The organism is Paenarthrobacter sp. MSM-2-10-13 (assembly GCF_011605365.1).
GTDB lineage: Bacteria > Actinomycetota > Actinomycetes > Actinomycetales > Micrococcaceae > Arthrobacter.
In genome coordinates, this window is record NZ_JAAOXO010000005.1 from 38,824 (window position 1) to 51,824 (window position 13,001).

The 13,001-nt window shown below is 63.5% G+C and carries 13 protein-coding genes; 9 read left to right on the top strand and 4 right to left on the bottom strand.

Translation table 11 applies throughout. The features are described from left to right. Nucleotides 1–66: 66 nt before the first annotated feature. The 9 genes from HAV21_RS12110 to HAV21_RS12150 all read left to right on the top strand — a co-directional run bounded on the left by HAV21_RS12110 (nucleotide 67) and on the right by HAV21_RS12150 (nucleotide 9,494). Complete coding sequence (locus HAV21_RS12110) at nucleotides 67–1,449, top strand: MFS transporter (RefSeq protein ID WP_166841888.1); 1,383 nt, start codon at nucleotides 67–69, stop codon at nucleotides 1,447–1,449. Then, on the top strand, nucleotides 1,446–2,441 hold the full coding sequence (gene speB, locus HAV21_RS12115) for an agmatinase (RefSeq protein ID WP_166841889.1): 996 nt from the start codon (nucleotides 1,446–1,448) through the stop codon (nucleotides 2,439–2,441). The genes HAV21_RS12110 and speB overlap by 4 nt, the downstream gene beginning before the upstream one ends. 132 nt (nucleotides 2,442–2,573) lie before the next feature. Continuing rightward, on the top strand, nucleotides 2,574–3,038 hold the full coding sequence (gene mscL / locus HAV21_RS12120; RefSeq protein ID WP_166841890.1) for a large conductance mechanosensitive channel protein MscL: 465 nt from the start codon (nucleotides 2,574–2,576) through the stop codon (nucleotides 3,036–3,038). 169 nt (nucleotides 3,039–3,207) lie between these two features. Then, entirely contained in the window at nucleotides 3,208–4,086 is an 879-nt protein-coding gene (locus HAV21_RS12125) for an amino acid-binding protein (protein ID WP_166841891.1), read from the top strand. A 265-nt stretch (nucleotides 4,087–4,351) separates the two neighbouring features. Beyond that, nucleotides 4,352–5,701, top strand: coding sequence for an MFS transporter (locus HAV21_RS12130; RefSeq protein WP_223941225.1), 1,350 nt, complete (start codon nucleotides 4,352–4,354; stop codon nucleotides 5,699–5,701). 104 nt (nucleotides 5,702–5,805) lie between these two features. Next, nucleotides 5,806–6,489 carry a GntR family transcriptional regulator gene (locus tag HAV21_RS12135; RefSeq protein ID WP_142937456.1) on the top strand — a complete coding sequence of 228 codons (684 nt, stop codon included), beginning with the start codon at nucleotides 5,806–5,808 and terminating at the stop codon, nucleotides 6,487–6,489. Next, on the top strand, nucleotides 6,486–7,295 hold the full coding sequence (locus HAV21_RS12140; RefSeq protein WP_166841892.1) for an aspartate/glutamate racemase family protein: 810 nt from the start codon (nucleotides 6,486–6,488) through the stop codon (nucleotides 7,293–7,295). The genes HAV21_RS12135 and HAV21_RS12140 overlap by 4 nt, the downstream gene beginning before the upstream one ends. A 28-nt stretch (nucleotides 7,296–7,323) precedes the next feature. Continuing rightward, a complete protein-coding gene (locus tag HAV21_RS12145; RefSeq protein ID WP_166841893.1) occupies nucleotides 7,324–8,751 on the top strand; it encodes an amidohydrolase family protein in 1,428 nt (475 codons plus the stop codon). Between the two features lie 8 nt (nucleotides 8,752–8,759). Next, the gene (locus HAV21_RS12150) at nucleotides 8,760–9,494 is read left to right on the top strand and encodes an aspartate/glutamate racemase family protein (protein ID WP_142937453.1); all 735 of its coding nucleotides are present in this window, start codon (nucleotides 8,760–8,762) and stop codon (nucleotides 9,492–9,494) included. Between the two features lie 25 nt (nucleotides 9,495–9,519). Here the strand turns inward: HAV21_RS12150 and HAV21_RS12155 are convergent, their stop codons facing one another. The 4 genes from HAV21_RS12155 to HAV21_RS12170 form a co-directional block, all read right to left on the bottom strand. Next, nucleotides 9,520–9,711: a hypothetical protein gene (locus HAV21_RS12155; protein ID WP_223941228.1), complete on the bottom strand. Its 192-nt coding sequence runs from the start codon at nucleotides 9,709–9,711 to the stop codon at nucleotides 9,520–9,522. A gap of 167 nt (nucleotides 9,712–9,878) precedes the next feature. Beyond that, nucleotides 9,879–11,252, bottom strand: a complete 1,374-nt coding sequence (locus HAV21_RS12160; protein ID WP_166841894.1) for an NAD(P)(+) transhydrogenase (Re/Si-specific) subunit beta — start codon at nucleotides 11,250–11,252, stop codon at nucleotides 9,879–9,881. Further along, nucleotides 11,249–11,617, bottom strand: a complete 369-nt coding sequence (locus tag HAV21_RS12165; RefSeq protein WP_142937450.1) for an NAD(P) transhydrogenase subunit alpha — start codon at nucleotides 11,615–11,617, stop codon at nucleotides 11,249–11,251. The genes HAV21_RS12160 and HAV21_RS12165 overlap by 4 nt, the downstream gene beginning before the upstream one ends. Further along, nucleotides 11,617–12,882, bottom strand: a complete 1,266-nt coding sequence (locus tag HAV21_RS12170) for a Re/Si-specific NAD(P)(+) transhydrogenase subunit alpha (RefSeq protein ID WP_166841996.1) — start codon at nucleotides 12,880–12,882, stop codon at nucleotides 11,617–11,619. The genes HAV21_RS12165 and HAV21_RS12170 overlap by 1 nt, the downstream gene beginning before the upstream one ends. Between the last annotated feature and the right edge of the window lie 119 nt (nucleotides 12,883–13,001).

Below are 13,001 nucleotides of genomic sequence, written 5' to 3' on the forward strand. Positions count from 1 at the left end.
GGGTCACCAAGAATTGAAGTACTTACTCCCCCCGCTCCCCAAGAGCACTCACGAGAGAGGGTTGCAATGAGCGCAACAAGCAACCTCATTGACGATGCCCCACTGACCACGTTTCACAAGAAGCTGACGTTCTTCGCCTCCGGCGGACCGTTCATTGATGGGTATGCCCTATCCATCATCGGCATCGCCCTGATCACCATGACGCCGGGGCTGCAGCTCAGCACGGCTGAAATCGGTTTGATCGGCGCGGCCAGCTTGGTGGGCATTTTCTTCGGCGGTGCCGTCTTTGGGTGGCTCACCGACAAGATCGGCCGGCACAAGATGTACATAGCCGACCTCATCGCGCTGGCCGTCTTCTCCCTCTTGAACGGCTTCGCGACCGAAGTGTGGCAGGTTGTCCTGTGCCGCTTCTTCCTTGGAATGGCCATTGGCGCCGACTACCCCATCGCCACCTCCCTTCTGGCAGAGTTCCTGCCGAAGAAGCACCGCGGCCGTCTGCTGGGCGCCACCTTCGTGGTCTGGGCCGTTGGCGCGGCCGTCGCGTACGCCGTCGGTTATCTGCTTCGGGACATGGGTCCGGACGCCTGGCGCTGGATGGTCGCCAGCCCTGCGATCTTCGCCATCATTACCCTGCTGTGCCGTCTAGGCACCCCAGAGTCGCCTCGCTGGCTGCTCTCCCGAGGCCGACGTGATGAGGCTGACGCAGTCATCAAGAAGGTCTACGGGCAGCAATACGGGCTGAGCGATATCGCTTCTGACAGCGAGGGTCCCGCCAAGCAGGGCCGGTTCCTGGATATCTTCAGGGGCCAGTATTGGAAGCGCACGTTGTTTGTCTCCATCTTCTGGACGGCCCAGGTGATCCCGCTCTTCGCCGTCTACACGTTCGCCCCGGACCTTCTGGCATCTTTCGGGATGCACGGCGACGCCAACCTCTACGGGGGATCGTTCCTGATCTCCATGTTGTTCGTGGTGGGTGGCATTCCCGGCCTCTGGCTCGTGGAAAGAATAGGTCGACGCAAGTTGCTCCTTTGGAGCTTCGGCGTCATCGTGGTGGCACTCGCCATCCCGGCCTTCATTCCCGACGTCCAGGCCGCACCGCTGTTCATCGCGTTGGCGATCTTCGCGCTGGCTTCCGGCGCCTCCAGCTTCCTCGAAGTTGTCTACCCCAACGAGCTCTTCCCTACGGAGGTCCGCGCAACGGCAGTGGGCTTCGGCACGGCAATCAGCCGCATCGGCTCGGCGGCCAGCACGTACTTGATGCCCATCGCCATTGTGAGCTTTGGTGCCGCCGGTTCCCTGCTCATCGGCGCCGTCATCTCTCTGGTTGGCCTGATAGCGACGTTCTTGCTCGCGCCGGAAACGGCCAACAAGTCCCTCTCAGAACTCACCAGTAAAAAGAAGCCGGGCACCCCGGAGTCCCACAAAGTAACCGAAGGATCCCTGTCATGACCACTCACCAGCCCATTGGCCCCGTCGATGCCACCAAGGTTCCCCGCTTCGCAGGATTGGGTACCTTCGCGAGGCTGCCGCAGATCGATCGCGTTCCCGACTACGACATCGCGATCGTCGGCGTCCCGTTCGACGGCGGTACCTCCTACCGTCCCGGCGCCCGGTTTGGCCCGGCCGCAGTCCGCGAGGCCTCCCGCCTGTTGCGCCCCGGATACCACCCCGAGCTGGACGTCGAGCCGGTCAACGAAGTCCAGGTAGTGGATGCCGGCGATATCGCGTGTACGCCCTACGACATCAGCCGGGCAGTGCGCGAGATCGAGGAGCAGGCCCGCCCGCTGATCAGCCAGGACAAGAAATTGATCTCCATCGGCGGCGACCACACCATTGCCCTCCCCATGTTGCGGGCCCTCAACACAGTGCACGGCCCCGTTGCACTGCTTCACTTCGATGCCCACCTGGACACGTGGGACACCTACTTTGACCAGCCGGTCACTCACGGGACCATCTTCCGCAGGGCCTTCGAAGAGGGGCTCCTGATTGAAGACAAATCCATGCATGTAGGCATCCGTGGCCCGGTTTACGATCGCAACGACTTCCTTAAGGACCACGAGTTCGGCTTCCAGATCATTCGCTGTTCTGACCTGGATGTCATCGGCGTCCCGGCGGCCATTGACCAGGTCAAGCAGCGGTTGGGCGATACTCCCGTGTACGTTTCCATCGACATCGACGTCCTGGATCCGTCCTACGCACCGGGCACTGGCACGCCTGAAATGGGCGGACTGCATGCCCGCGAACTTCTGGCACTGCTCCGCGGCCTGAACGGCATCAACATCGTAGGCGCCGACGTCGTTGAAGTAGCGCCCGCCTATGACCACGCCGACATCACCAGCGTGGCCGCGGCAACCGTGGTGTTCGACCTGCTGGCTCTCATGGTGAACAGAGGGAAGGGCGCAAGGGTTTCCCAGCGCGATCTGGAAGCAACGTCCGCCTGATCCGGAACGCCCAAGCTGGAATCCAGTGGGGGTCCGGCGGCCAAAGACACCGCTTGACCCCCACGTGAAACCCCGGAGTGGTAGTTTGATCTCTGCTGAGGCAGACACCCGCACCCAATCGGAGGACCATCCATGTTTAAGGGTTTCAAGGACTTCATACTTCGCGGCAACGTGATTGAGCTGGCCATTGCCGTCGTCATCGGCAGTGCCTTCACCGCTCTTGTCGGAGCCTTCACCAACCACATCATCAACCCCGTGATCGCTGCCGCCGGCGGCATGAACGCCGAAGGACTGGGCTTCAAGATCTGGGAGAACAACCCCGCTACGTTCGTTGATTTCGGCGCCGTGCTGACCGCCCTGGTGACGTTCGTGATCACCGCGGCCGTGGTGTACTTCATCTTCGTGGCACCCATGAACAAGATCAACTCCCTGGTCAAGGACCGGCTCTCCACCGAGGAGCCCGAGGAGGAGCCGCTGCCTGCAGATACTGCGCTGCTGGCCGAAATCCGCGATCTCCTGAAGGACGCGGCCGCCGCCCGCAACGCAGGCCAGGGTTCGGACCTCGACCCGGACCTCGATTCGGACCGCATCCGCTAGGCCCCGCTCTCCGCGATCGCCCCTTTCCGGTTGCTTCACTGAACCCGGTTGCTTGAAGAACCCGGCGTTCTCCTCGCGAGAACGCCGGGTTCTTTGCGTTCACTGGGCTGTCCCCGGAACGTGACGCACAGGCAATCGGTTCGAAACAGGGGCAGGGCAGCATGAAAGCATGAAGCCCAACCCGAGCACTCCCGTCACCGCGGACCTCCTCTGTGATGTCTGCGGCCAGTTGCCCGAACCGCCCAAGGCCCGCCTCACCCTCGCCAACATCGCGGTCATGCTTCCCATCGAGCTCCTGGTCCATGCCGCAGTGGTGGAAACCCATCTGCCCTACGTGGCCAAGGTCCTGTTGCTGGCGGTCACGGCCACCGTGCTGGTCATCTGGGTGGCTGAGCCGTCTGCCGCGAAGGTTCTGCGGCGTTGGCTGCACGGCGCAGCCCTTCACCAGCGCAGGCAGCTTCATCTGGCGCCCTCGCTGTGGCGCGCGCGTACCCTGCTCCACGACCAGCCGGGATCACTGCAGAAAATCACCCAATCACTCGCGAAGTTGGACAGCAACATCCTCAGCCTGCATGTCCATGTGACGGCCGGAGCCGGTATGGAGGGTGCGGTGATGGACGAGTTCGTGCTCTCGGCACCGGGGAGCGTCACCGAACAGGAACTGCTGAAGGCACTGCACGACGGCGGCGGGCGTGAGTCCCAGGTTTGGCCCACCACCGCACTGGCCATGGCCGATGGCCAAACCAAGGCGCTGAGCCTCGCCACAAGGGTCGCCGGGAATCCGCAGGAACTCCCCCTGGCTGTCGCCGAGCTTCTTTCCGCGAAAGTAGTTCCCATCGATCCGGAACGCCCGGGCAGCGAGGCGACAACCGGCGTCGGGCCTTCAACAGACATCCTCAAGATCCCGACGGCCTGGCATGGACCACTGGTCTTCTCTCGTGCTGGCGAGCCGTTCACTCCGGCAGAATCGGCGCGTGCGCACCGGCTCGCCGAGCTGGCAGAGATTCTGGCATACAGTTCGGCCTCAACGGAGGGACAGCGGGGTTAGGCAGGGCGCCGCAACGGGCTCGGTCACATTCGGCGGGGAGCGCAGGTATACCAAAACCCTTGACAGTGCCGCACATCACATCTAGTTTTGTTTTTGGGATCCCAAAGCGGGATCCCAAATGATCCCGCTTCCGGCTGTGGTTCCGCCCCATCGATGGGCAGGCCCACAACAGCTGCCGCCGGCGCGGGTCAGGCTGCAGCGGTATCCCGCCCGGCTCATCCCCCCAAGACATTCCATCCCGTTGACTCCTAATGAAGGAGAAGCTGTGTCTCCCCAAAACACCCAACTGGCAACCGAGGAAACCCAGGAGAACGAGCCCACATCCGGCAAGAACGGCGTGCAGCGACGCACGAACGTCCGCTGGAAGCTCTTCATCCTGCTTCTGGTCCTCGTCGCGGTCAATTACATAGACCGTGGTTCCATCTCCGTAGCCCTCCCCATCATCCAGAAGGAATTCAACCTGCCTCCCGAGCTCGTCGGGCTCTTGTTGTCGGCCTTCTTCTGGACCTATGCCCTGATGCAGATCCCCGTCGGTTGGCTGATCGATAAGTTCGGCCCCCGCAAAATGGTCACCGCTTCCTGCATCGGCTGGGGCGCGGCCACGGCCGCTTCCGGTTTCGCTGGCGGATTCGTCAGCATGTTCATCGCCCGCCTGGGTATCGGCGTCACTGAAGCCGGCGTCATGCCGGCAGGTGGCAAGCTCAATGCCATCTGGATGCACAAGAAGGAACGTGGCCGCGGCGCCACCATCCTCGACGCCGGAGCTCCCCTTGGCGCGGGCCTGGGCGGCATCCTCATCACCTGGCTGATCGCGTCCACCGGCAGCTGGCGGATGTCCTTCATCATCGCCGGAGCAGCCACCATCCTCATGGGCCTTGCAGTCTGGTGGTACATCCGCGACAACCCCCGCCAGCACAAGGGCGTCAATGAGGCAGAAGCCGCCTACATCGAGGCTTCCCACGCCGAGGACGATGCCGAGGCCGCAAAGGAAGGCGCCCAAGGCAAGCGCGCGCTCCTCCCCTACTTGAAGTTCCGGTCCTTCTGGGCCATGTGCTTCGGCTGGCTTGGCTTCAACGGCGTCTTCTACGGTCTGCTGACCTGGGGTCCGCTTTACCTGGCACAAGCCAAGGGCTTCGACCTCAAGACCATCGGCTGGTCCACGTTCGTCATCTTCGGTGCCGGCTTCGTCGGTGAAATCCTCGGCGGCATCATCGCCGACAAGTGGCGCGCCTCCGGCGCATCCGCGAACCTCGTCATGCGTACGCTGCTGGGCATCTCCAGCGTCGTCGTGGTGAGCGGCCTCGTAGGTGTCACCATTGTCGCGGACCCGATCACCGCCGTCGTGCTTCTCTCGGTGGTCCTGTTCTTCCTGCGCTGGGTTGGCCTGTTCTGGTCCATCCCGTCCATCCTTGGTGGCCGGACCAACGCCGGTGTCCTGGGCGGTGCCATGAACTTCAGCGGCAACATTGCCGGATTCGTCACCCCGATTGTGGTAGGCCTGATTGTCGGGGCCACCGGCTCCTACACCTGGGCACTGCTGTACTTTGTTGGATCCGCCGTCATCATGGGCATCTCGGTGCTGGCACTGGATTACAACAAGCGACTCCCGGTCTGACTCGCATCGACCGGTCCGGCCGGACGGTCCTGAACCGCCGGATGGCCGGATGCCCGTCGGGTCGCCGGGCGCACTGCCTCACACATCACGAATTGGAGCTGGACATGCTTGCCGCAGAAGACACGAAGAACACTGACCGCCCCCTCCGGGAGTCTGTGCGTGACACGCTCCGTTCCAGGATTTTTGAGGGGCACTATGCGCCCGGCACCCGGCTGGTGGAACGCGATCTCGCCGCCGAATTCAATGTCTCCCGCCTTCCCATCCGCGAAGCCCTGAGGATGCTCCGGCAGGAGGGCCTGATCCGCGACCGCGCCGGCCGCGGCTCCGAGGTCAGCGGGCTGAGCCCCAAGGACGTGGAAGATCTCTTCGATGTCCGCCAATCCCTTGAGGTGCTTGCCTGCCGCCTGGCCGCCAAACGAGCCACCGTGACAGATCTCGAACACCTCCAAGGCCTCCTGAACGAGGCCGACCGCTGCCTGGCCAAGGGCTCCATTCTGGAAGCCCACCGCGCCAACAGCGAATTCCACGATGCCATCACGCGCATCGCCAACAACGATTTCCTCCGCTCCGCACTGGAACCCCTGCAGGGACGCATGCATTGGCTCTTCCGCCATGTCAGCGACCTCCCGGAACTCATCCAGGAACACCGCGACCTCTACGCCGCCATCGCCAGTGGCGATCCAGACCGCGCCGCCGCGCAATCGGCGTCGCACATCGGCAAGTACCGCGAGCAGTTCCCGCAGGAGTCCAGCGCGACGGAGCCCAAGCTGCAACGGAAGAAACCATGAAACTCCTGGTCATCAATCCCAATATCAGTGACGACGTCACAGCCCTGATCGAAGCCGAAGCACAGCGGTCGGCGGGTCCGGATACCAAGTTGATCGTGCGGACCGCCGGGCACGGCTTCGAATATATCGAGACGCGCTTCGAGGCACTGATCGCTGCGGGTGCGGTTGCCGAACTCATCGCCGAATACGGGCACGACGGCGGCACTCACGCCGGGGACGAACCCGGCGGAACCGCGGTGGACGGCGTTGTGGTGGCTGCCTTCGGAGACCCCGGCATGCCGGCCTTGAAAGAGCTGGTGGACGTACCGGTCATCGGCATCACCGAGGCCGCCCTGTGCGCAGCAGCACTGCAAGGCCACAGGTTCTCCATCATCGCCATTTCGGACCGCATACAAGCCTGGTACCTCGACTGTGTTGAACGATTCGGCTTCGGTGGCCGCCTGGCCTCCATTCGCTCCATCAACCAGAGCCTGAACTCGATCGGCTCCGTACAAGCCGATTTCAAGGAAACCCTCTTGGCACTTAGCCGGCAGGCCGTCGACGAGGACGGCGCCGACGTCGTGATCCTCGCGGGTGCACCGCTCGCCGGACTGGCCCGGGAACTTGAAGGCCACATCCCCGTGCCGGTGGTTGACGGTATCTCGGCCGGCATTCGTATGACGGAGGCCGTGGTGGCCCTGCGTTCCGGCGCCCATCGCAGCGGTTCGTTCGCAGCACCGCCGGTGAAGGCCAGGCGGGGCCTGTCGCAAGACCTCGACGCCGCCTTGGCCACAGCGCAGTCGGCCCACCGCCCTGCCACTGTCTAGAACTTTTCAAGAACAAAGGAGGACGACGATGTCCCAACTCCCCGATCTCGTCATTGCCCACGGCACCGTGGTCAACAGCTTTGGCCGACAGGACGCCCATGTAGTGGTGGACGGAGGCCGCATCATCGAGCTCATTGACGCCACCGAGCCCGTTCCTGCCGCCGTCCGCACCGTAGAAGCGGTGGGTCAACTGGTCATTCCCGGCGGCGTGGACGGCCACTGCCACGTGGCCCAAGTGACCGGCCGCTTCCGCACCCTGGATGACTACCGGACCACCTCCACCGCTGCGCTGTGGGGTGGGACCACCACCATCATTGACTTCGGTATTCCACGCGACGCCCAGGAAACTCCCCTGGATGCCGTCCTGAACAAGAAACGGCTCGCCGCCGATTCACGCTGCGACGTCGCACTGCACGGGGCAGTGGTCACGTGGGACGAGACCGTCCCGTGGCAACTGGAGCAACTGGCCGCCGAGGGTGTTCGGTCCGTGAAGATGTACACCACCAACCGTGGTTCCACCATGGCCGATGGAGATACGGTCCTGAAGGTCATGCGCGAAATGGTTCGCCTGGACGGCCTGACCTACATCCACGCCGAGCACGACGCCATCATCACCGACTGCACGGAACAACACGCCTCCGATGGCCTGATCGGGATCGAGCACCTGCACCGGACCCGGCCGGAACTCGCCGAGGAAGTATCCGTCAAAGAGACGCTTGCCATGGCCGAGTACACCGGGGCTCCCGTGTACTTCGTGCACCAGTCAACACCCGGCGCCGTGGACCTGGTGACCGAGGCCCGCGAGCGCGGGCAGGAGGCGTACTCCGAGACGTGCCCGCACTATCTGACCCTCGATGACACTGTCTACGGTTCGGCGTTTCCCGAGTGGTACGCGTGCTGCCCGCCCATGCGCAGCGCCGAAACAGTGGCCGCTCTCAAAGACCGCCTTGCAGCCGGAGCCATCCACACGGTTTCCTCGGACCACTCCTGCTACGACCTCTCCCAAAAACGCGAGCGCACCGACGATGTCCGCTACATGCCGCACGGCCTGCCCGGCGTTGAGACCCGCATGCCGGTGAGCTTCACCGCTTTGGTTTCCGAAGCCGGCGGATCCGTGGAGGACTTCGTGGAGGTCTTCTCTGCCGGCCCCGCACGGATCAACGCCGTGCCGCGCAAGGGCGCAATCGTGGAAGGTTTCGACGCCGATCTGGTGGTCTTCGATCCCGTCAGACAGCAAACCGTCGATGGCGGCGCGCTGCACATGGGAACTGATTTCTCGCCTTTCGAGGGGAAGACGCTGAACGGCTGGCCCGCCGTCGTCGTCTCCGCTGGTCGCGTGGTACTCGACGGCGACGGTTTCCATGATCCAGGGCCCGTGGGACGTTTCGTTGCCCGAAACGGCTTCACCGAACACCGCGACTCGCTGGCCGTGCCCGTTTCTACGCTTACTCTCTAGGAGCCACCATGCCTTCCAACAATCGCGCCACCCGGATCGGAATGATCGTGCCGTCCTCCAACACCTGCCTGGAGCCGCAGACGTACCGGATCCTCGGCGATCGCCAGGACGTCACCATCCACTCAACGCGCATCCCGGTAACCCGCATTGCCTTGGACGATTCCTCGGACAAGCAGTTCGATTCCTCAGTGATGCGTGCTGCGGCCGAGCTGCTGGCCACGGCTAATGTGGACGTGATCGCCTGGAACGGTACCTCGGGATCGTGGCTTGGCGCTGCGCATGACCATGCTTTGGTCCGCGAGATCACAGAGGCCACGGGCATCCCTGCCACCACGTCCACGCTCGCTTATCTTGACGCGTTCGCGTCGTTTGGAACCGAGCGGATCGGGCTGTTCACGCCCTACACCGCCGACGTGAACGAGTCCGTGATCTCGTCCTATGCCCGTGAAGGGATCAAGACGGTCGACCACCGGCACCTGGACCTCAGCGACAACGAGTCCTTCGCGCGGGTCACCGACCAAGAGATGCTTCCTGGGTCACTCGAGTTGGCAGCTTCGCACCCGGATGCCTTGGTCTACCTATGCACCAACCTGTACGGCGCCAACATCACGGCGGAGGTGGAAAGCCGCACCGGAGTACCCGTTCTCGATTCCGTGGCGGTCACCCTCTGGCATGCCCTGAAGTTGGCGGGAGCCCCACTGCTCGACGCGAAGTGGGGCCGTTTGCTGGCTGACGCTGTGTAGCGTCAGCCAGCTCTCCGGATCCAGCTCAGTTGATGAGCTGGATCCGGATGCCTGCGCCGCGTTCCTTCACCACCATCCGACGTTCCACTGCTCCCGTTTGGGTGAGCCATACAACGCTGCCGTCAGATGTCACGGCCTCCACTACGCCCTGGTCCACGATCTCGTCGCCGCGCCAGATCTGAACTTTCAGACCAACCAGCGACCTCCAGTTGGTCACACTCTTTCCCCTTGCTTGTACGAAGGGTGCTCCAAATAACGAATCCTTCTTACGGTGCTGCAATGGGTGGCTCCTAGCGTCCTGGACAAACTTTCTGTACAGGAAGTGTGCCGTCGCCGATGCTCACATGACGCGAATACCAGGCCCAGTTGTGTGACCTGCGTCAATTACAGCGCTTTGACCGCCCCCAGCACCTTGGTCAAGGAGTCCTTCGCGTCGCCAAACAGCAGGGTGGTCTGGGGCTCATACAGGAGCTCGTTCTCAATACCGGCAAATCCGGGGCGCATGGAACGTTTGAGGAAAACCACCTGCCGGGCGTCGGCGACCTCCAGAATGGGCATGCCGTAGATCGGAGACCCCGAGGTGGTTTTTGCGGCAGGGTTCACAACATCGTTGGCCCCAACCACCAACGCGACATCGGTGGTCTTGAACTCCGAGTTGATGTCGCTCATCTCCTTCAAGGACTCGTAGGGCACGTTAGCCTCGGCAAGGAGTACGTTCATGTGGCCCGGCATGCGCCCGGCCACCGGGTGGATGGCGAAGTCCACCTCAATTCCGCGTGACTCCAAGGCCGAGGCCAGCTCCGCGGCAGTGTGCTGGCCTTGGGCCACTGCAAGGCCGTATCCCGGGACGATGATCACCCGCTGTGCATAGCCGAGCAATACTGCCACATCTTCCGCACTGGAGGAACGCACGGGCCGCTCGCTCACAGCAGTTGAGCCCGCGGTGGATCCACCTTTGAAGGCCCCGAACATGATGCCTGCGACACTGCGTCCCATCGCGGCAGCCATGGCCCGGGTCAGGATGGTGCCCGAGGCCCCCACCAGCGTTCCGGCCACCACAAGGAGGACATTGCCCAGCACCAGTCCGGATGCCGCGACGGCCAAGCCAGTGAAGGCGTTCAGGAGCGAAATGACAATCGGCACATCAGCGCCGCCCACGGGGAGCACCAACAGAATTCCGGCAGCGAGACCCAACAGCAGCAGGAGCAGCGCCACCACCAACCAGCCGTTCAGGATCACCACAATTCCAGCACCCACTGCGGCAAGCAGCACCACGGCCATCAAGGCTGGTAACCCGGGAAATGTCACCGGCCGGGTGGTCATGAGCCCTTGAAGTTTGGCGAAAGTGACACCGGAGCCAGCAAAGGACACCGCACCCACCAGCAACGTGAAGACAATGGCCAGGCGAACCCACGGATCGCCCGAATGGGAGAGTTCCAGCAACGCCACCAGCGCCGCAGCACCACCACCCACACCGTTGAAGAGTGCCACGAGCTGCGGCATCTGGGTCATGTGCACCCGGCGGGCCACCGGCGCAGCCACACCCGAGCCCACAACGATGGCCCCCAGAATCCAAGGGATGTTGTCCAGTTTCACAGAGACAAACACCGTCACCACAGCCAGCAGAGCGCCAAATGCTCCGATCAGGTTCCCGCGCCGGGCAGTCCGTGGTGAACTTAGGCCCTTAAGGGCGAGGATGAAGCAGGCCGCCGCGGCGAGGTACAGCAGCGAGGTCCACGTGGGGTTCAGAAGCGTCATGGCCGGCGCTCCTTCTTCTCCGGCTCCACGGTGGCGGCCGGCTCCGCGCCTCCGCGGCCTTCAGGAACGGCAGCGTTCGAAGGCGGTCGCTGCCGTCCGCGGAACATCTCCAGCATCCGGTCGGTCACCACAAAACCACCCACGAGGTTAGCCGTGGCAAGGACAACGGCCAGCAGCGCAACTGCCAACACCCACGGGTCTGCGGCCTGTCCCGCCACAATGATGGCACCCACCAGGATGATGCCGTGGATGGCATTGGCGCCTGACATGAGGGGCGTATGCAAGGTGCTGGAGACCTTGGAAACAACCTCAAAACCCACGAATACCGCCAGCACAGTAATCGTTAGCAGGCTCATGCCATCCATTAGCGCACTCCTTCACTACCGGGTTCGCTGCCGGGTTCGCTGCCAGTGCGAGAACCGCCGGATGGTGAACTGCTGGCTCCGGAAACGCCGGCACTCCCGCCGACAAGGGGCGCAGCCTCCCCTGCGAGCGCCGCAAGTGCCTCCGCAGTTGGTGCGTGGAGGACTTGGCCTTTGTGGGTGAGGCACGTGCCTGCAATGACTTCATCCTCAAAGTCCGGAACCACCACGCCGTCCCGAGTCATGAGTGCCAGGAGGTTGGCGACGTTCTTGGCGAACAGTCGTGAGGCATCCGCAGGCATTGCCGATGCCGCGTCCTTGATTCCCACGAGTGTCACTGTGCCCTGGCCATCGCCGGTGGGGATGGGGATGTCCTGCCCAGGGATGCTCCCCTCCACGTTTCCGCCGGATTCCGCAGCCAAGTCCACCACCACGGACCCCGGGCGCATCCCTTGGACCATTTCGCGGGTCACAAGGAGTGGGGCGCGCCTTCCAGGCACGGCAGCGGTGGTGATGAGGACGTCGGCCTGAGCCACGTGCGGCGCCAAGAGGGCTCTTTGGAGGGCACCCCGGTCCGCGCTGAGCTCCCTGGCGTAGCCGCCCGAAGCCTCTGCGGTTTCAAGGTCCAGCTTGATGAAGGTTCCTCCCATGGATGCCACTTCGTCCGCCGAGGCGGGTCGGATGTCATTGGCGGACACGCGAGCACCTAGTCTTTTGGCGGTTCCGATGGCCTGAAGGCCGGCAACCCCGGCCCCGAGCACCAGCACGCGGGCGGGCGGAATGGTCCCAGCCGCCGTCATGTACAGCGGAAAGAACCGCGGGAGCCTCATGGCGGCCTCGAGGACACAGCGATAACCGGCCACCAGGGCCTGCGAGGTGAGCGCGTCCATGGACTGGGCTCGCGATATACGTGGGACCAGTTCAAGCGCAAAGGAGGTGATGCCCCCGGCGGCGAGCGCCCGCACCGTGGGCAGCTCCGAGGACGGCGACCCCAGACCAACGGTGACCGAGCCGCGTGGGAGAGCTCCCGCCGTCGACGGTTCCAGGGGACGCACGTGGCAGTAGACATCCAGCGATCCGGGAACCAGTGATTGCACCACTGACGCGCCCGCAGCCAGGTAGTCGTGGTCGCTGTGGCCCGATGCCAGCCCCGCGCCGGACTCCACATCCACCTCAAGGCCCAACCCCATCAGTTGCTTCACCGTTTCCGGCGTTGCAGCAACACGTCGCTCACCGTCAAGCGTCTCGCGCGCTATGCCTGCCTTCACCCGCCACCCCTTTTCCGGAACCCTCCAGAACTCAGTTGGCATGAGTCTATGACTGCAAGGGGCCCGGCGGGAGTAGGGGCTGCGCTATGTGCATAAGTCCACTAAGGTCGGTGGAAGCT